The sequence below is a fragment of the Acinetobacter sp. 766875 genome, assembly GCF_000582055.1.
GTDB lineage: Bacteria > Pseudomonadota > Gammaproteobacteria > Pseudomonadales > Moraxellaceae > Acinetobacter > Acinetobacter nosocomialis.
In genome coordinates, this window is record NZ_JEXX01000020.1 from 55,439 (window position 1) to 74,513 (window position 19,075).

16 protein-coding genes and 2 pseudogenes are annotated in these 19,075 nt (G+C 38.5%); 7 read left to right on the forward strand and 11 right to left on the reverse strand.

Annotated elements, in window-relative coordinates; genetic code table 11:
- Window positions 1-181 precede the first annotated feature (181 nt).
- From J576_RS15200 to J576_RS15215, 4 genes are all read right to left on the reverse strand, one after another.
- The gene (locus J576_RS15200; protein ID WP_002052170.1) at window positions 182-607 is read right to left on the reverse strand and encodes a GFA family protein; all 426 of its coding nucleotides are present in this window, start codon (window positions 605-607) and stop codon (window positions 182-184) included.
- Between the two features lie 8 nt (window positions 608-615).
- A complete protein-coding gene (locus tag J576_RS15205) occupies window positions 616-1,443 on the reverse strand; it encodes an SAM-dependent methyltransferase (protein WP_002052192.1) in 828 nt (275 codons plus the stop codon).
- Between the two features lie 4 nt (window positions 1,444-1,447).
- A complete protein-coding gene (locus J576_RS15210; RefSeq protein WP_033855684.1) occupies window positions 1,448-2,746 on the reverse strand; it encodes an FAD-dependent oxidoreductase in 1,299 nt (432 codons plus the stop codon).
- Window positions 2,747-3,185: 439 nt separating this feature from the next.
- Complete coding sequence (locus tag J576_RS15215; RefSeq protein WP_002052147.1) at window positions 3,186-4,058, reverse strand: pirin family protein; 873 nt, start codon at window positions 4,056-4,058, stop codon at window positions 3,186-3,188.
- Window positions 4,059-4,333: 275 nt separating this feature from the next.
- Here J576_RS15215 and ycaC point away from each other — a divergent pair, with 275 nt between their 5' ends.
- Complete coding sequence (ycaC, locus tag J576_RS15220) at window positions 4,334-4,960, forward strand: isochorismate family cysteine hydrolase YcaC (protein WP_002052204.1); 627 nt, start codon at window positions 4,334-4,336, stop codon at window positions 4,958-4,960.
- A 20-nt stretch (window positions 4,961-4,980) separates the two neighbouring features.
- The gene (locus tag J576_RS15225) at window positions 4,981-5,955 is read left to right on the forward strand and encodes a LysR substrate-binding domain-containing protein (RefSeq protein WP_033855682.1); all 975 of its coding nucleotides are present in this window, start codon (window positions 4,981-4,983) and stop codon (window positions 5,953-5,955) included.
- Window positions 5,956-6,059: 104 nt separating this feature from the next.
- On the opposite strand, the gene J576_RS15230 is transcribed toward J576_RS15225, so the two are convergent.
- Window positions 6,060-7,508 (reverse strand): NAD-dependent succinate-semialdehyde dehydrogenase, encoded by a 1,449-nt coding sequence (locus tag J576_RS15230; protein WP_002052182.1) that lies wholly within the window; start codon window positions 7,506-7,508, stop codon window positions 6,060-6,062.
- The gene (gene gabT, locus J576_RS15235; protein ID WP_002052241.1) at window positions 7,505-8,797 is read right to left on the reverse strand and encodes a 4-aminobutyrate--2-oxoglutarate transaminase; all 1,293 of its coding nucleotides are present in this window, start codon (window positions 8,795-8,797) and stop codon (window positions 7,505-7,507) included. Before gabT ends, J576_RS15230 begins: the two co-directional genes overlap by 4 nt.
- A gap of 156 nt (window positions 8,798-8,953) precedes the next feature.
- On the opposite strand from gabT, the gene pdxR reads away from it, so the two are divergent.
- The gene (gene pdxR / locus J576_RS15240; RefSeq protein WP_002052153.1) at window positions 8,954-10,453 is read left to right on the forward strand and encodes a MocR-like pyridoxine biosynthesis transcription factor PdxR; all 1,500 of its coding nucleotides are present in this window, start codon (window positions 8,954-8,956) and stop codon (window positions 10,451-10,453) included.
- A gap of 65 nt (window positions 10,454-10,518) precedes the next feature.
- Here the strand turns inward: pdxR and J576_RS15245 are convergent, their stop codons facing one another.
- Both J576_RS15245 and J576_RS15250 read right to left on the reverse strand, forming a co-directional pair.
- Entirely contained in the window at window positions 10,519-11,961 is a 1,443-nt protein-coding gene (locus J576_RS15245; protein ID WP_002052185.1) for an amino acid permease, read from the reverse strand.
- A 305-nt stretch (window positions 11,962-12,266) separates the two neighbouring features.
- Complete coding sequence (locus J576_RS15250; RefSeq protein WP_002048207.1) at window positions 12,267-12,815, reverse strand: helix-turn-helix domain-containing protein; 549 nt, start codon at window positions 12,813-12,815, stop codon at window positions 12,267-12,269.
- A 68-nt stretch (window positions 12,816-12,883) separates the two neighbouring features.
- Between J576_RS15250 and J576_RS15255 the strand changes: the two genes are divergently transcribed.
- Both J576_RS15255 and J576_RS15260 read left to right on the forward strand, forming a co-directional pair.
- Window positions 12,884-13,579, forward strand: coding sequence for an AzlC family ABC transporter permease (locus J576_RS15255; RefSeq protein ID WP_025467943.1), 696 nt, complete (start codon window positions 12,884-12,886; stop codon window positions 13,577-13,579).
- Window positions 13,576-13,899, forward strand: a complete 324-nt coding sequence (locus J576_RS15260; RefSeq protein WP_002052226.1) for an AzlD domain-containing protein — start codon at window positions 13,576-13,578, stop codon at window positions 13,897-13,899. The genes J576_RS15255 and J576_RS15260 overlap by 4 nt, the downstream gene beginning before the upstream one ends.
- A gap of 299 nt (window positions 13,900-14,198) precedes the next feature.
- On the opposite strand, the gene J576_RS15265 is transcribed toward J576_RS15260, so the two are convergent.
- The gene (locus J576_RS15265; protein WP_252316518.1) at window positions 14,199-15,983 is read right to left on the reverse strand and encodes an AAA family ATPase; all 1,785 of its coding nucleotides are present in this window, start codon (window positions 15,981-15,983) and stop codon (window positions 14,199-14,201) included.
- 41 nt (window positions 15,984-16,024) lie between these two features.
- Window positions 16,025-16,411 (reverse strand): annotated as a pseudogene (locus tag J576_RS20470) (AAA family ATPase); the annotation flags it as partial.
- Between the two features lie 187 nt (window positions 16,412-16,598).
- On the opposite strand from J576_RS20470, the gene J576_RS15270 reads away from it, so the two are divergent.
- Window positions 16,599-16,919, forward strand: a complete 321-nt coding sequence (locus tag J576_RS15270) for a type II toxin-antitoxin system Phd/YefM family antitoxin (protein WP_001081101.1) — start codon at window positions 16,599-16,601, stop codon at window positions 16,917-16,919.
- 270 nt (window positions 16,920-17,189) lie between these two features.
- On the opposite strand, the gene J576_RS15275 is transcribed toward J576_RS15270, so the two are convergent.
- On the reverse strand, window positions 17,190-18,686 hold the full coding sequence (locus tag J576_RS15275; RefSeq protein ID WP_250619958.1) for an ATP-dependent nuclease: 1,497 nt from the start codon (window positions 18,684-18,686) through the stop codon (window positions 17,190-17,192).
- Window positions 18,687-18,894: 208 nt separating this feature from the next.
- On the opposite strand from J576_RS15275, the pseudogene J576_RS15280 reads away from it, so the two are divergent.
- Window positions 18,895-19,075, forward strand: a pseudogene (locus J576_RS15280) (IS3 family transposase); the annotation flags it as partial.

Sequence of the window (19,075 nt, forward strand, 5' to 3'; positions counted from 1 at the left end):
TTCGTTACTAGGTATACATCCTGTAATACCTCACGTCCTGATGCTTAAACTTATTATTGTTGTTTTACGTTTTGGAACTTCCTGTTCCTGATGAGTTCATCATAGGTAATTCGCGAGGTCATAGAAAGACGTCAATTTCCTGAATAGATGTAGGAAAAAGCGTACGAGCTTGTCAGAACAGCTACCCTTCTTTCTTCTTCTCTATCATTTTTTCAAAATGTTTAAGGTTTGGGTTCAACATGTCCCAAGCATAGGCCTGACTCACAAAAACCTCCGCTTTAGGGTGATAGAGACTTGGGTCATCCAAAGTACCTGCGCGTATCGAGATCATTTCAGGAACAAGTTCAGGTAAACCAAAAAGCTGAGAACCACAAGTCGGGCAAAAAGCTCTTTTAATAGGACGGCCAGAAGAACCGACGGTCTCAAAATATTTAAGTTCGCCAGTTATTTTCAATTCAGATTGGTGAAAAAAAGCGATGGGCGCATAGGCTGAACCTGTGGCTTTTTGGCAATCTCGACAATGGCAATTAAAACTATAACGTGGCTCTGCATCGCTTTGATAGCTTACAGCTCCACATAAACATGATCCTTGATATTTAACTGACATGGCACATCCTATTTTTTTATTGCTGTTATTTGAATATAACGGACATATCCATATTGATAGAGTTGTTGGCACAACTTTGCAGTCATTTGAATTTTAAACTTTGCCAACCCTCGACTATGGCTTTGTCCTTGTTGATTTCGAATATATTGTGAAAAACCTAATAATACCTGTTCTGACAAATCTTCGATTTTAATATCTGTAAAACCTTGTTGTTCCAAGGTAGTTTTCAGTATGCCTTCGGTTGGCACAGCATCCCAAGTGACATCGGCTGCCTTAAGTAAATAACGGTGCTTTTGTTCTTGAAAGGCTGTCATGTTCTGACATGAGTCGGCACGCATCAAGTAATGAAAACCTAATCGTCCTTTTGAATTTAAAATTGGCGTAACCGAATCGAGAAATGAATTTAAATGACTGTGATAAGCTGCATCGATACATAAAATGACATCGAAGCATTGTTTAAATTCAAATTGTTTTAAATTTAAAAATGAACCGCAGAAAACCTGACTTATTTCAGGAATAAGTTTTTGAATTTTATTAACACACGAGGCTTGTAGTTCAACTGCACTGAGGCTTTTGGGATGATAGTGCTGTAACCAGTGCAGCAAACTTGCGCCCTGCCCACAGCCTAAATCAAGTAAATGATCTTTTGAATTTAAATTGACAGCTTGTGCCAAATGGTCAGCCAATTGGCGACAAGCTTCACGGTAGCTTTGGGTATTTTGCCAAAAACCCAAATTTGTCCAAGCAAGCTCTTCACTATCCCCCAAACTTGATGCATCAATTGCATATTTATGGGGAACGAGTCGAGAAAGAGCTGCTCGAACTTTTGCTTTCACAATTTTAGTAACCGAGTTCAGGGGCAACTTCGACCTTAGGCTTTAATCCTACAAATGGTAAAGGTGCACCTAAAATTTCCGCAATATGCATTGCTGAAGTCACGGCTGATTCTAAAATTGGCAAACCATCACATGACCATGAACCACAGTAGAATACTTTACGGTTTGGTTCTAAGTGACGTTGCTGTAGCTCTTTGTTTAAGGCAATGGTTTGTGAGTCTACAACTGCACGCGTTAAGGTCACTTTTGAAATGATTTTTTTAGGGTCAATATCAGTCACTGGACGCCAAGTCTGGAATACAGGATTTTTACCCACAAGCGATGGCTCTACCGCGTTCATCCAAACCGTAAACTGCTGACGAGTAAACTTACGGTCCATCATATAGCTCAGCACTGACCAGTCTTTACGGCGTGGCGGCATCACTGTTGCGTCTGTATGAATAACCAAGTCACCTTGTTCGAAACGGAACTGTTTAAGCAGATTCATATCTTCTGCAAACTGTTCAGGATTTAAGAACTCTTCAAGTTTTGAAGTTGGTGTCGCCACAATAACGCGGTCAAATGTACCTTGGTCACCTTTCTCATTTTCGACCAGAACCTTTTCACCTTGTAGCTCAACTTTTTTAATTGCCGAACCGCTATGGATATCAATGCCTTTAATTAAGCTGTCTACAAACGCAGGTGTACCACCTTTCATACGCAAGAGCATGTCACCATCGGTTAAATGACGCAAAAACTCAAGAAGATTTTTCGCAGGCCAGTCACCAATTGTTTTTGGGTTACATGTACAAATGGTATAAAGGACCGGCATTACTACACCGTGCCAGAATACTTCTTCAATATCGTTCTGATTAATAAATTCAGCGAGAGTAATAACTTGATTTTTAGATTTAAAGAACTGGTGAATCGCAGTTTTTAATTGCAACATCCCTTTAACAAGACGCCAGCCATATTGCTGAATGCCTTTACGGTTATTGATAATTGGGAAATTACCAATACGACTACGAGATGTGGTTAACCATGTTTCCGTACGATCTTCGAATAACCAGCTACAAGACATGTAGGTACGTACTGGAAAAGTTTTAATACCTAAGTGTGCAGCAAGGCTAAGTGTATTTTTCCATAGATGCGGGTTCATCACGCGCAATGGTGCATCAATAATCCCACCATCGAACTCAATGCTATGACTGTCCATTCCCCGGCCAGGAAGTGCTTCAAATATCGTGATTGTATGTCCTGCATCTTTCAGGATTCTTGCTGCTGCAAGTCCTGCCATTCCACTGCCAATAATTGCGATATCCAAAATGATGTCCCATTTTTCGAGAATTTTTTTGATTATCACTCATACCCTAAAAAAACACCGTATTAAAAACTACCAGATTTTTATTTTTTGCATCAATTTATATAGAAGAATTTAAACGAATTAGTGAAGCTGTCGTTCATAAAATTTTACAAAAGAAGATGAGTGTATAAAAACCTATATTTTTTAAAAATTTAAAAAAATTCTTTTAAATAAAATGAGATAATTTAACTATATTTATATCATTCGTTTTACAAGCAATCCTTTTTGCGATATCATGGCATCATAATAATGAGAACTAAATCACACAAAACAATGCCGACACAATAATGATATCCATCATAAAAATAGAAACTTTACAGCGAAAAAGCCCGCTATTCACACTTGATAGCGGGCTTTTTATTACTTTGCTTTTAAAGATTTTTAAGAACAGCTTAGCAATTTATGCTTCTTGCATGATTGAACCGAATTTTCCACGATTAAAATCATCAATTGCTTCCATAATCTCGGCTTTGGTATTCATGACAAATGGTCCATAGCCTTCAATTGGCTCATTGAGTGGTTGACCAGTCAACACTAGGAATTTAGTGTCTTCTTCAGCATTTAAGCTAAACTCAACTCCCTCACGAGATAAAATCGCAACGGTTTTACCTTCAAGACGGTTTGTATCATTAATGACAACCGCACCCTCTAATATCACCACAAGGGTGGTATGCCCTTCAGGCACATAAAGGGTATGTTTTTGGCCTTTGACCAATTTACCATCCCATACGTTTAATGGACTAAACGTCGTTGCTGCACCTTTTGCATCTGCATATTCACCTGCAATCACACGCAAATGGCTACCGTGCTCGTCTAGCGCAATGTCTGGAATATCTTTGGCTTCAATCGCTTGATATTTTCCAGGGGTCATTTTTGAATGTGAAGGTAAATTTACCCACAATTGCACCATTTCAAACAAGCCGCCATGCTCTGCAAATTCAGGAGAATGGAACTCTTCGTGTAACACTCCTGCACCCGCAGTCATCCATTGCACGTCACCGGTTTTAATGGTTCCGCCACCACCACTTGAGTCTTTATGTGTCACTTCACCTTGGTAGGCAATCGTCACAGTTTCGAAGCCACGGTGAGGATGTGACCCTACACCTTGTTGTTCGGTGGTTGGTGAGAAGTTATAAGGCGCTGCATAATCCAGTAACAAAAATGGGCTTAGGGTTTGGCCTAAACGGTCATAAGAGAACAGGTTATATACAGGGAAACCATCACCAACCCAATGCATGTGGTTATTTTGATATGCACCAAGAAATTTCTTCATCTGATCTCTCCTATATATGTAGGATTTTCTTGAACTGAGAGTAATTTTACGCCTCAATAATTGCAGTTTATAGATCAGGATTAGCAACACATTATTTCATATATGAGACAATCATAAAGTTTGCGGTATTCTTTAAAAGATCGTCCTATTTTTAAAATTCTTAATCCTATTTTTTAGACTTAATCACGACAATAAACTCAACTAGCATAATTTTAGGCACAAATGACCTACTTAATAATTTTGATTATTTATTTTGATAACATGAGGATATAAAAATGGCTCAAGATTACGTACGTTTAGACAAGGATAATGCTGCGGTTCTTTTAGTTGACCACCAAGCAGGTTTACTTTCTTTAGTTCGAGATATCGACCCTGATAAATTTAAAAATAATGTATTAGCGCTTGCAGATGCAGCAAAATATTTTAACTTACCGACGATTTTAACGACCAGTTTTGAAAATGGTCCAAACGGTCCTTTAGTTCCAGAACTAAAAGAACTTTTTCCAGATGCACCATTTATTCCACGTCCTGGTCAAATTAATGCATGGGATAATGAAGACTTCGTAAAAGCAGTTAAAGCGACAGGTAAAAAACAGCTAATTATTGCAGGTGTGGTGACCGAAGTTTGTGTCGCATTCCCTGCACTATCTGCACTCGCAGAAGGCTTCGAAGTGTTTGTGATTACTGATGCTTCTGGTACTTTCAATGAATTAACCCGTGATGCTGCTTGGGACCGTATGTCAAAAGCAGGTGCTCAGCTAATGACTTGGTTTGGTATGGCATGTGAGTTACACCGTGACTGGCGTAATGATGTAGAAGGCTTAGGTGCTCTCTTCTCAAATCATATTCCTGATTACCGCAACCTAATGACAAGCTATAGCTTTAATACATCGCAAAAATAAGCTGAATTGCTAAGATTAGAGTGCTTAAGCGCTCTAATCTTAAATTTAAATGGATTGATCTGACATTGATAAGCTCTTTTGATGATTTTTATTATTTCTATTTAGTCGTAAAACACGGCGGCTTTAGTGCGGCCAGTGAAGCTGAAAATATTAGTAAGTCCAAACTCAGCCGACGCATTATTGACCTTGAAAATAAATTTAATGTCAGCCTGATTCAAAGAACACCCCGCCATTTTAAAGTGACCGATTTAGGCCAAGAGTTCTACGAAGAATGCTGCAAAGTTATTGCCCAAGTTGAATGCGCAGAAAACGTGTTATTAAAGCAAAAAAGTGAGCCTCAAGGTTTGGTAAAAGTAAGCTGCCCACCGCTCATGATGCATTTTCAAATTAGAAAAATTTTAAATCAGTTTTTAAAAACCTACCCTAAAGTTGAAATATCGCTTGAGCTGACCAGCCGTCGAGTCGATATCTTGCATGATGACATCGACCTTGCGATTCGAACCAATTTTGAACCGAATGAAGATTCAAATTTAATTGTTCGTGATGTGATTAAAACCGACCACTGTCTGGTAGCTTCGCCTGAATTACTGCAAGGTCGCACCATTAAGCATTATTCAGAGTTACAGGACTTTCCAAGTATTAGCTTAGGCACACAAAAGCAAAATTATATTTGGCATTTATGCAATATTCGTAACGGTGAATCGGTTGATGTGCCTTATCAACCACGAATTAAAAGTAATGACTTGGCAGGTGTTTACTATGCCGTGATGGACGGTTTAGGCATTGCCGACCTTCCTTTTTTAACTGTTGAATCGGAAATTCGTAAAGGCACACTGGTTCATATTCTTCCTGACTGGAAGTCGAATATTGGCATGCTACAACTGGTTTATGTGTCCCGAAAAGGACAACGCCTTGTGGTCGAAAAACTGATTGAAACGCTAATTGAAGAACTCAGACGTTTACCTGAAAGCCATGAAGGGTATTTGCCGACTTAAATAAAAAAACCGGTCATGAATGGGCATGACCGGTTTTTTTTGAAACATCACATACAGCATGACTGCATGTTTTCGTTCAGAACAAAACAAACTCGCTTTGTTCCTTACTCAGATAAGTCTACGCAGAGGTATTTCATTTCGACATATTCTTCGATGCCGAATTTTGAACCTTCACGGCCTAGACCTGATTGTTTTACGCCACCAAACGGAGCAACTTCGTTTGAAATCGCGCCTGTGTTAATGCCGACCATTCCGTACTCAAGTGCTTCACCCACACGCCATTGACGCGCTGTACTTTGAGTAAACAAATAAGCAGCTAAACCAAACTCGGTATCGTTCGCCATTGCCACTGCTTCATCCTCAGTTTTAAAGCGGAACAGTGGTGCAAGCGGACCAAAAGTTTCTTCTTTAGACACTTTCATGTCTTGTGTTACGCCAGTTAACACAGTCGGTTCAAAGAATGTACCGCCAAGTGCTGAACGCTGCCCACCGATACGAACTGTTGCACCTTTCTCAGTTGCATCTGCAATATGAGACTGAACTTTTGCAACTGCATCTTCATCAATTAAAGGGCCTTGAGTTGAACCTTCTTGACGGCCATCGCCAACTTTAAGCTTAGATACGGCTTCAACCAAACGCTCTGCTAACGCATCATAAATACCGTCTTGAACATAAATACGGTTAGCACACACACAGGTTTGACCACTGTTGCGATATTTACTTGCCATAATGCCCTGAACTGCTTGTTCAAGGTTAGCATCGTCAAATACCACAACTGGCGCGTTACCACCGAGTTCAAGTGAAAGCTTTTTAATGGTTGGCGCACATTGTTGCATCAAGATACGGCCAACTTGTGTTGAACCTGTAAAGCTTAACTTACGAACAATATCGCTTTCGCATAGGGTTTTACCCACTTCAACCGCATCACCACTAATGTTAATTAAAACATCGGCTGGTAAGCCTGCCTGTAAAGCCAATACTTCAAGTGCATAAGCGGTTAACGGCGTTTGTTCTGCTGGTTTAACCAACATAGAACAACCTGCAGCAATCGCTGGTCCTGCTTTACGCGTAATCATGGCAGCCGGGAAGTTCCACGGCGTAATCGCAGCAGTAACACCAATTGCTTGTTTAATTACGAGCAGACGTTGATTTGGTTGAGTAGGTGTTAACACTTCACCATCAATACGGCGAGCTTGCTCGGCAAACCAGCGAATGAATGAAGCTGCATAACCAATTTCACCACGTGCTTCTGCCAATGGTTTACCTTGCTCAGCCGTTAAAATCTGTGCCAGATTTTCTTTGTGCTCAAGCATGAGGTTGTACCATGCCAATAACACATCAGCACGCGCCAAGGCAGTTTGCTTTTTCCAAGCAGCTTGCGCTTTTGCCGAACGGTTAATTGCAGCTTCAACCCCTGCGCGGTCATAGGTTTTCACCCATGCCAAAGTTTCACCTGTAGCAGCATCATTCACCTCGATATAGTCATTTGATGCAGGTGCTTCTAATGAAATATCAGGATGTTTTAATAAATACTGCAAATTATTTTGAATCATGCAGATTGCTCCATTGCTTTTGCACTACCTGCTTTTAGTGTCGCAAAACCTTGTTTCAAGATATCAAGACCTTGACGGAATTGCTCAGCAGGAATGGTTAATGGATATAAGAAACGAATTACATTACCGTATTTACCACAAGTAAGAAGTAACAACCCGTTTTCCATTGCATAGTTTTGTACAACTTTTGCTTGTTCAGCAGTTTCAAGTTCTACTGCAACCATTGAACCTAATGCACGAATATCAGTGACCACGTCGCCTGTTGCTTGCTGAATATCTTTAAGCGTAGCAACTAACTCAGCGCCTAATTCATTTGCACGGTCGCATAGGTTTTCTTCTTCAATCGCGTCAATCACAGCATGCGCAGCTGCAACTGCAATTGGGCTACCTGCATAAGTACCGCCTAGACCACCCGGGTTTGGCGCATCCATGACTTCTGCACGGCCCACAACACCCGAAATAGGGAAACCACCGCCCAAGCTTTTCGCCATCGTGATGAGATCTGCTTTAGTTTCATAATGGTTCATCGCAAACAATTTACCAGTACGGGCAAAACCAGATTGAACTTCATCAGAAACAAGTAAAATACCGTGCTTATCGCAAATTGCACGTAAACGTTTTAAGAATTCAGCTGGTACCACATTGAAACCGCCTTCACCTTGTACTGGCTCAAGTACGATTGCCGCAACATCATGTGGTGCAATATCTTCACTGAAAATATCTTCAACGCTTTCAATTGCTGCGTCTACTGAAATGCCTTTAGCAGGTACAGGGTAACGTGCGTGGAACACACCCGCTGGCATTACACCAAAATCACGTTTGTAAGGCGCAGTTTTACCTGTCATTGCCATAGTCATAAATGAACGACCGTGGAAACCGTTACCAAACGTGATAATGCCGTGACGACCTGTATAAGAGCGAGCAATCTTCACAGCATTTTCAACTGCTTCTGCACCTGTTGTGAAAAACGCTGACTTTGCAGGACCAGCAATTGGCGCACGCTCATTAATACGTTCAGCCAAAGCCACATAGCTTTCATAAGGTGTTACTTGATAGGCAGTGTGAGTAAATTTAGTAAGTTGTTCAGTTACTGCTGCAATCACTTTAGGGTGGCGATGGCCTGTATTTAAAACCGCGATACCACCAGCAAAGTCGATAAATTGGTTGCCTTCCTTGTCCCAAAGCGTGGCATTTTCAGCTTTTTCCGCATACCACTGACACATCACGCCTACACCACGTGGAGTTGCTTGCTGTTTACGTGCGTTAAGTGCAGAATGTTGATTATCCATTTGATTCCCTCATATTTTCATCATCAGTTGCAGCTTTGGTTTCTTGCATCCTGTGCTTAATTTTCAGGGTGCTTTACAACGACTGCCTATGCATGTAATTTCGCTCGTCTGACGCCAACTGACGAGAGCCACTTTTTAACTGTAGGAGAGAGCCAATTGCGTAGTTTACTTGGAGATCATTTGCTGCAACGACTCCAACAGGACACTGAAGGGAAACTACATCAACGCCTTTTCCGTTGCCTGCGTGGTGCCATTATTGATGGAGTCATCCAGCCGAAGACTCGTCTACCTGCATCACGCGATTTAGCCAGTGAAATTCATGTTTCGAGAAATACGGTACTGAGCGCCTACGAACAACTACAGGCTGAAGGCTACTTAGAAGCACGAACAGGACATGGCACTTGGGTTGCCGAAAAGTTACCAGAGAGTTTTTTAAATACACAAAACAAGAAAAAAGTAGTTTCTAGTCCAAGTGTTCAAAGTTCTTATGCCCTCTCACAGCGTGGTTCAAACTTATTAGGCTATGCTGCGGCCTCACCACATCAATGGGGAGCCTTTGTTCCGGGAGCACCCGATGTTACCGAGTTCCCTCATCATATTTTTAGCCGTATTCAAGCACGCTTAAGCCGCGAACCGGACATTAACCGCCTGATTTATAGCAACGCTGGTGGCTGTATAGAGCTTCGAAGTGCGTTGGCAGATTACTTACGTGTTGCACGTTCAGTTCAGTGCGATGCAGACCAGATTATTATTACCGAAGGCATTCATCAAGCGATTGATTTAGTCTCACGTGCACTCAGCGATATGGGAGATAAAGTCTGGATTGAAGATCCCGCTTATTGGGGAATGCGTAATACCTTACGGATTAATGGCCTCGATATTCAGCCCATGCCTGTCGATGCTGAAGGTATTATTCCTGAAGAAAATCCGGCAAAGCCGCCTAAACTCATTTTTGTCACCCCTTCACACCAATATCCGCTTGGTTCTCATTTAAGCCTTGATCGTCGCAGACAATTGATTCAAATCGCACGTCAGCACAATAGCTGGATTGTGGAAGATGACTATGACAGTGAGTTCCGTTTTTCGGGTCAACCTTATCCATCTTTGCAAGGCTTAGAAAATAACGCACCTGTTTTATATATGGGCACGTTTAGTAAAACCATTTATCCATCCTTAAGAATTGGTTATTTGGTCGTCCCTAAGCCGCTATTTTCACCGCTACGTATTGTCGCAGCCGAGCTTTACCGTGGTGGGCATTTGCTTGAGCAAAAGGCTCTCGCTGAATTTATTCGTGAAGGTCATTATGAAGCGCATATTCGCCGTATGCGTCTGCTCTATGGTAAACGCCGTGACTACTTGGTGAGCTTAATTCAACGCTACCTTGGTCCCGAATTTATTCATGAATATGACGAAGCGGCAGGGTTACATCTGGTTTTAAAACTGCCGAACGCTTGCGATGATGTCGCGATTGCAGCCACAGCGCTTGAACGTGGTGTTAAAGTTCGTCCACTGTCTCAGTACTACATGCAGTCGCATGCACATGCCGAACGTGGACTGCTGATGGGCTTTGCCTGTGTAAATGAAAAAGATATGGTGATGGCTTTTGGTGTGTTGCTCCAATGCTTACGTGAAGCAGGCGTACCTACACTGAATTAGTTGTTTTCTCGTACTAAGCCAAATAAAAAAGAGCCTCACAGTGAGGCTCTTTTTTATTTAAAAATTTAAACTAATTTTTCTTCATGGCTATGAGTTAAATGGGTTGCGCGACGCTCTTTACCCCAACCCAATTTTTCAGATAGCAAACCGAAGAACACAATAATGCCGAATAGAGCTGTAGTGTAAATCACTTCTTTAAAATATGTGCCTTCAATCAACATGGTAAGAATTGCACCAATAATTGCAAAGATCACCACGTAAGTTAAGTAAGGGAACATCCACATTTTAAAGTCAATTTTCACGCCTTCAGCTTCTAATTTTTTACGCATACGAAGCTGAGAATAAGCAATCGTCAGGTATACATACAGTGTTGCTGCACCTGTTGTTAGCATGAAAAAGTCATACACATCCATACTCTTAGTTGCAGTTAAAACCACGGCAATTACAGAGAAGAAGCATGACACAATCACGCCCACCCAAGGACTACTTTTACTGTTTACAGAACCAAAACTTTTCGGTGCATCACCACGTTTAGATAGTGAGAATAACATTCGTGAACATGTGTAAAGCGCCGAGTTAAAACAACTACATACCGACGTTAACACTACAAAATTTACAATATGGCGCGCGCCCGGAATACCAAGAGCAGACAACGTAACGCTATAAGTACCCCAAGTTGAATCTTTCAAAAGTTCATTGTTGTGAGGAATTAAACATACCGCAACAAACATTGAACCAACGTAGAATAAAATAATTCGCCAAACCACAGAGTTCGAAGCTTTACGAATTTCTTTAGATGGATTTGCCGACTCTGCTGCTGCTACAGTCACAATTTCAGCGCCAATATAGGCGAACATCACCCCAAGCAAGGCGGTAATCACTGATGAACCACCATTTGGCATAAAACCTTGAGAGGTTAAGTTACTTATACCAGATGCAGCCGGATTGCCCCAAGGCCATAAATGCATGATGGCTAAACTACCAATCACAAGGAAAACAACAATCGCGATAACTTTGATGAGCGCAAACCAGAACTCGAATTCACCATAGTTCTTGACGTTTTGTAAATTGACAACAACCAGTGCGACTATGACGACGGTCATATAAACCCAGATCGGTATAAACGGGAACCAGTTGTTTAAAATCTTTCCTGCTACATAAGCCTCCCAGCCCATGAGCATTGCCAGCGTACACCAGTACAACCAACCAATTGAAAACCCTGCCCAACGACCAATCGCACGATCCGCATAAGTTGAAAAAGAGCCACTGTCGGGATTTAAAACGGCCATCTCGCCTAACATACGCATGATGAACCAAACGAGTAAACCACCTAAAGCATAAGTTAGAAAAACCACCGGACCGGTGTTGTAGATAATACTGCCTGAGCCAACAAAGAGAGAGCCACCAATAACCCCAGCAATCGAGATCATGGTTAAGTGGCGTGATTTAAGTCCATGTTTTAAACTTTGGGAGTGATTGGCTTCAGAACCATTTTGATGAGCTGCCATATCATTTTCCTTAATATATGGAGGATATCGGCTAGTCTCGGAAATCCTCCGAAGCCAAAAAATATCCCCTAAAAATTTAGCCGTTCTGCTCAACTCCTAAAACAGAAAATTCACTGAGCTTATCCGGCGCTTCCGTATGCATACTTCCAATGGCTTTAATTTGTCGTTTCGGCTCTCAAGAAACGAGAGCCATTTTTGTAATAAAAGAGAGAGCCAATTGCAAAATTTATACGCAAAATTGGCCCTTTTTGTATTAAATGAGGCTAAATGGCTTTTAGTTTTTATTTTAAGCACTTTGAAATACTTTAGTTTTGTTCAGAAATTAATAACGCTTTTGTGCCTGTTTCCAAGGCTCTAAAAATATGCTTTTGATCGGCTGGATAACAAATATAATCTCCGACGCCAAGCTCAACCGCTTCATCAATTAAACCCACCAAAGCTTTACCTTCAACCACAATAATATGTTCTACAGAACCAACTGGATGAGGTTCTGAAAGTCGATCTTCACCCGGTTCAACAATCAATAAATACACATCTCGGCGCGCATGGGGTGGACAGGTCGCCAACAAAATTGCTTTGTAATTGGCAATCTCCGAACTCACCGTTGGCCCCTCGCCACAGCGAATGACTTGCACTTGATTGCTCGGTTCTTCCATTAAACGTGCAAATGGAATATTGAGTGCAACACAAAGTGCCCACAAGGTTTCAATACTTGGATTACCTTGCCCTGCCTCTAATTGAGAAAGTGTAGATTTGGCAACACCTGCACGGCGTGCAACCTCCGCTAATGAAAGACCTGCTCTTTGGCGTTCACGCGTTAAACCTTTGGCAATAATTTCAATTGGCTGAGACATTCACCACATCCGTTCTATAAAAAAAACGATCGTTCGTTTTGACAAAACAATCAGACTTATTCATTATAATGGAAAATCGTTCGTTATATCATGCTATGTCTACATACTCTCTGATTAAAAAACTTAGTAAAGACACTACTCGCTCGATTTTCTTTGTGTGTCTAGCAACCAGCGTGGTTGGTATGTCTTTAGGTTCACTCGCTGCAAGTTATGGCTTAGCACTCTGGATTCCACTTTGCCTGTCCGTATTTGTGCTCGCAGGAACTGCTGAATTTATCTTTATTGGATTCTTGGCAGTAGGTGGTAGTCCAATTGCGGCTGCAATTGCAGGATTACTCGTCAATTTAAGACATCTACCTTTTGGCATTGCGGTCAATGAACTGATCCGAGGCAAATTCTCTCAGTATTTTGGGGCTCACATCATGAACGATGAAAGCGTTTTGTTTGGCATGGCACAACCTGACTTCGAGACAAAAAAAGCTGCTTATTGGTTGTGTGGTATAGGCATTATGCTGACTTGGCCACTGGGTGTCACGGCTGGCTATTTTATTGAGAGTGCTATTCCAGACCCAAAAACATTTGGTTTAGATGCCATTTTTCCTGCCATTTTAATTGCTCTTACTTTTAATGCTTTAAAGAATAAATCGACTCGAAAAGCTGCATTTGCCGGATCAACTTTAGCACTGATGACTACACCTTTTTTAGCCTCAGGGCTTCCAATTCTGATTTCGCTTTTTGGCTTAATATGGGGTAGAAAGAAATGAGTCAACAGTTACTTATTATTGTAGGAATAGCCCTACTTGCATTTGGAACGTATGGTATTCGTTTTGCCGGCTTTCACTTAGGCGCCAAGTTTTCGTTTTCTGAAAAATACCAAGTTCTACTCTCAAATGGCGCAACCGTTTTGCTCTGTGCCATTGCGGTGACCACTACATTTTTTGAAGGCCAACATTTCGCAGGTTTCGCGCGTATATTTGGGGTGGCACTAGCACTGTTCTTGGTTTGGAAAAAAGTTCCGCTTTTATTGGTGATTTGTTTGGCCGCTGTTGGCACGGCACTTCTACGTTTGCTGGGAATTGAATAATAAAAAAGGCGAGATAAACTCGCCTTTTTTGAAACTTTGATTAAAACGGATATACATACTAAAAAAAAATAAATATTTAAATTACAATAAATTAAATAAATATGTTAAATAGTCTGTTAAATTAATTTCTTTATATTTAACATTTTTAAGTATTTCATATACAGAATAGCTGAATGTAATTTTTGATATTAATAAAATAGATTAAATTTTAAATGCATATTGGACACGGTTTATACTCCTCAATGAAAGAGTGGTTGCCATACTCAGTATTTTGCATAAAAAACTATAACCATTTCTAATCAAGATGTACTATCTGTTAAACTACCTGTCATCATTTGATAATGACCTATTTGACCAGACTTATTAAAAATCTCTTTAAAAACAGTTAAATATGATTCATTAGTTTGCTGTCCGTGGTTAATATACAAATCATCATGGATTGAGTGTGAACCATCATTGACCCATGCAAATAACGACTGACAAATTAGCTTCTCATTCCCTTCAAAAAGATCACAAATTTCATCTTTTTTCATACTACCCCACATTGTGAAATAGTTTTCAAGAATTCGACGTAATGTATTCTGAATAGTTAGGTTTGACTGATTATTGGTTTTAATATCTGACCAGAGTAGCTCATAGGCTGAACGAATAGGATTCTCAGAGCATTTTTCAATAGTAGAGCCGCTAGAATTTTTCTTGACCATCCAAAAGGTTTCATCGCCCATGATCTGATTCTGACTTCGTCTGTTATTAAAAGTAATTTCTTTATGAAAATAGACATTATGGGTCAAAACAAAAACTTGTTTAATCAAAGCATTATTAGTGCGAACATGATCAAATACACGCTTTATGAGGCTACTTACAATATAGAGAATATCACTATCTAAACTAGAAATAGGGTCATCAAAGACTACAATTCTATTTTCGGTAATTCCTGATGAAGAATGGGAGCCTTTTATAAGTGAATAAAAATAGAGGAAAGTTATAAATGTCTTTTCTCCTTCACTCAAAGATCGGCTAGCATCATCTCCATTTGCTCGGCAAATTCTATAATGACCTTGTTCATCTACAGGGCTTATATAGAATGAGGTAAAGCCGAATGATTTGAGAAGATCGTTTATTTCATTTACTGTCGGTATTGTTGACGTAGCTTTCTTTTCAAATACTTTTAGTTGAGCTTCTAAATTGCCTAAAATTTCTCTTTTTTGTTTTAAGCTATTGTTCATTCCATTAATGGTAGATTCGAGTCTCGTCTTATTTTTTAAATAACTACTCAAGTCACTATCTAACTCATTTATAATGTATTTCCAAACTTGATTTGTAAGGTTTTGCTTTTCAGTCGAGAGGTTCTGGACAACTTGATTGTGGAGCATAATCTTTTGATTTACATCTTGGATCATACCTAAGATTTTACTAATAATAGGTTCTAATGGTTCTAGAGAAACTTTTAGGCTCGGTTCTGACAATTTCCTTTGTAAGATACCTTTGTTCCGCTCCAAACGCTCATTGAGTATTTGAGCTTCTGCTTGAAAAAGGTCTATTTCTAAAAAAGGTATATTTTGACTACTTATGAATTGAATTGCATTTAATACCATTTCAGATGTATCTAGATATTGACTAAATATTTGTTCAACAATGCCTATTTCCTGCTCATATGTTTCACTAAAAAATTTAAGTAATTCATCAGAAAGACTTGGCGAAGTTATTTGTTGGCAAAAAGGGCATTGGGGATAACTTTTTTCAAAATGTTTACGTCCATGTTTAACCCAATCACTATTACCTATAGTTTCTATAAGCTTAGAGATATTAACATCTTGATTACCAATAATTATTCTTTGCAAAATCGGGTTGTTTTCTACTTCGATAAGTGTAGCAGCATTAAAAACTGGAATAAAATTGTATCTTTCGACGTTACGTGAAAATATTGTTGAGGCTTTCTCTTTTAACTCTTCTAATGATAAAAGAATTGATTGATTGATTTGTTTTTCCAGTAGAACTTTATCTTTAAATCTTTCCGCACTATTTCTAAATCCAGTAAAAGCATCCTGAAAATACGAGTCATACTTTTGTTTTTTTTCCAACATTTTGCTTGTATTTCAGGGTCTAATGCTGCTCTCTCAGCGACTTTACCACCTTGGCTGGCTTCACCATTAAGTTGAATATTTAACCTACGTATCTCATCCTTTACTTTATCGATTTGTGGACGTAATAAAGCAATTTGACGTTCTGCCTCAACTTGATCGTCACCTAGGGTAAAAACTCCTTTAACGGTATTTTCTTGATTGAAATTACGATCAATAAAATCTTTATTATAGACGAGAGTTTTTATTGGTTCTCCACCAAGCCATTGAAGTAAACAATGTGTGTAGCCTGATGATTGATCTATGATTCTACCAATTGTAGATTTTCCGGACCCATTTGCCCCAAATATAAAATTTATTTGCTTTAACCCATCTAATTGTGTTGGTACACTATAAGTAGCAACATTATTTATATAGACTCCAGTAAGCATAGATTTCCCTATTTTTAATTTGCACGATTTAAAATTTATTTTTTTAGATTATATAGTTACATACAAATATCATCTACTAATTTTAGAAATATAAAATCGTCCCATAATAAATAACGGTCGTTTTCTTACATTCGGAACAAGATTCTGAAATGATTTAATTTTTGCTATCCCGTATAAGGTCTTAGATATGAATCGATTAACTTTTATAAACGGTGCGATTGTTTCTGCGACTGATGTTCGCAAATCTTGGAGCAAAATTGTTCAATGTGTCAAAGATAGTCATAAACCTGTTTTTGTTTATACGAAGAATGCGCCCGAAGCTGTTGTTCTGAGTTTTGAAGAATTTCAAAAAATGCAGGAAATTATTGAAGCTGTCCGGCGTGAACAGCTAGGACAACAAATGGTTTATGATCTTTTGGATATTAATCAGCTCACTGGTCAACCGATCAAACACATGCTTTTGAACCCAAAAGGTGTATTTGAAGAAGTAAATGGACAAGAAAAATAGCTTTTTGAGGATATTAACGGATTCGAGATTAGAGACAAGCTGATTTAAAAGTCATCTTATATTTATATTCGTTGAACAATGAGCTTTTATTTTCGTAAAATACTAAGAAGTGGAAAACATATTCGTAAGTTAAGTAGCACTGACATCATAGAGTTGACTAATTTTATTGAAAATTAAAAAGAACACTTGGATGTCTATAAAATTATATTAAATAACGTACTGGGTAAAGTAATAGACTCACCCTAATAGGCAAGTCTATTAAACCAAAAACTATTTAAGATTCTTATTGACCTCTTTAAAGATAGTTTCAAATCTTGATAAAGTAGCTTCTGAAAGGCTATTAACAAAATCCTTATTACTAGCAAATTCTTTTGCAGGTAAATAATGATTAAATCTATTCTTTTTAATAACTTTATTAATTTTTGATAATATATCTTCAATTTCAGTACTTAATTCTTCCACCTTAATTTCAGCATGGGTAGATGAGAGAGAAATATTAAAAAGTTGCAGATATTCATCAATAGTAAATATATCTTCAATATCAGCTTTTTTTCTATTATCCAAAAAATCATGGAAAAATTTTATATTTTTATCAGATATAATTTTTTGAATAGTTAGACTATCAAATCTTGCCTGAGACTTTTGGTCAGTAAACGAATCTAATAGGCAGAAAATTGATAGTTTTGAACCTCGAAGTAATGAAATAAAACTAGCAACTTTATCTAAACCGCCTGTAGGCACAATTGTAATATCTTCATTTAAGCCAGTTCGTTTATTCGCATTCAAATATTCTGAAATTGTGGTCAAGTATAGTAAGTCTGAGACACCTTCTACCAATAGATTTTTTTTAGAAATAAATAAATTCTGTGCAACATCATACCCTAAAGCAGCTTGTAAAGGGAAAAGTGTATTAGGGTCTTTTTGTTGAATACTATCACTAACGATAGAGCTATCGGAGTCACTAAATACCGTTCTGACCCGATTTAATTTCGTTGTTTCTACCATGAAAGGTGAGTGAGTTGTATAAATAACTTGATACTTATCAACTAAACTTTCTAAAAAACGTAGTAAATCTGCTTGAGCAGTTGCATGCAAGTTAAGGCCTGGCTCATCTAAGAGTAGAATATATTTTGAATTTGAATCAGCCTGAATTTTGTTAAACCAAACTAAGAATGAAAAAAACCAATTAAATCCTTTACTTCTATTCTGAAGAGGTAAAGAAACTCTCGTTTTCGAGTTTTTTACTCGAATATCTAAGACATGTTCAACAATATTTGTATCGACCGTTGTAGCACTGCCATAACTTGTATTTACTTGCCTTTTCACAGTAGCTGTTTTTTTATCAATTTTAAATTCAATATTTAAGTTCTGATTTGCAGACCAATATTGAAATAGTGTGTCAGAAATCAAAGCCTCAGTTGCTTCTAATTCAGCAATAAAGTCTTCGAAATCGTCTGCATTAATAAGTTCATTCACATTAATTTCGGATAAATCTAAGAGTGCCTTTGCTGTTTTTAGATCATCCGATAGATCAACATCATCATCTAAAAAACTTTCTAGAATAATCCTTGATGGGAGTTGATAATATTCATCATAGTAAATAAATTTTGGTAAATGTCTTTTTATTAAAACACTATATGCATATCTTTCAATAAAAGTCATCCATGTAGAACTTTTGAAGAAATATTTTCTTAAAGGCTCTAACCTTTCGGTTTCATCTGGGAACTTCTTTAATATTTGATCAAATTTCTCTTCTGTTAGAGCCAACTTCAACTCAGTTTTTACATCATCACCAATATCAGATAAATTTAAGTGTTTTAAAAATAATTCAAAATTTATCGATACACCACTTATTAATGTAGATGAATCACCATAAGAACTTGTTAGAGAGGTGGATCAGGAAATTTGAACAACACTTATAAGTGATATTTTGCTCCCCAAATGATGTTATAAACATCAATATATGGAGTATTTTATGGCACGTAGACCAAGAAGAAATCATTCAAATGATTTTAAAGCTAAGGTAGCACTTGCTGCGATTAAAGCAGAAAAAACACTTGCTGAATTGAGTGCTGAATTTGATGTTCATCAAAACCAAATTATCGACTGGAAAAATCAACTGATTTCAGCTTCCTCGCAAGCTTTCGATCAATCAA

Coding starts and splice junctions, on each gene's coding strand:
- J576_RS15200 (WP_002052170.1), bottom strand. CDS start 607: ATGTCAGTTAAATATCAAGGATCATGTTTATGTGGAGCTGTAAGCTAT.
- J576_RS15215 (WP_002052147.1), bottom strand. CDS start 4,058: ATGAAGAAATTTCTTGGTGCATATCAAAATAACCACATGCATTGGGTT.
- ycaC (WP_002052204.1), top strand. CDS start 4,334: ATGGCTCAAGATTACGTACGTTTAGACAAGGATAATGCTGCGGTTCTT.
- J576_RS15230 (WP_002052182.1), bottom strand. CDS start 7,508: ATGATTCAAAATAATTTGCAGTATTTATTAAAACATCCTGATATTTCA.
- gabT (WP_002052241.1), bottom strand. CDS start 8,797: ATGGATAATCAACATTCTGCACTTAACGCACGTAAACAGCAAGCAACT.
- J576_RS15245 (WP_002052185.1), bottom strand. CDS start 11,961: ATGGCAGCTCATCAAAATGGTTCTGAAGCCAATCACTCCCAAAGTTTA.
- J576_RS15250 (WP_002048207.1), bottom strand. CDS start 12,815: ATGTCTCAGCCAATTGAAATTATTGCCAAAGGTTTAACGCGTGAACGC.
- J576_RS15255 (WP_025467943.1), top strand. CDS start 12,884: ATGGAAAATCGTTCGTTATATCATGCTATGTCTACATACTCTCTGATT.
- J576_RS15260 (WP_002052226.1), top strand. CDS start 13,576: ATGAGTCAACAGTTACTTATTATTGTAGGAATAGCCCTACTTGCATTT.
- J576_RS15265 (WP_252316518.1), bottom strand. CDS start 15,983: ATGTTGGAAAAAAAACAAAAGTATGACTCGTATTTTCAGGATGCTTTT.
- J576_RS15270 (WP_001081101.1), top strand. CDS start 16,599: ATGAATCGATTAACTTTTATAAACGGTGCGATTGTTTCTGCGACTGAT.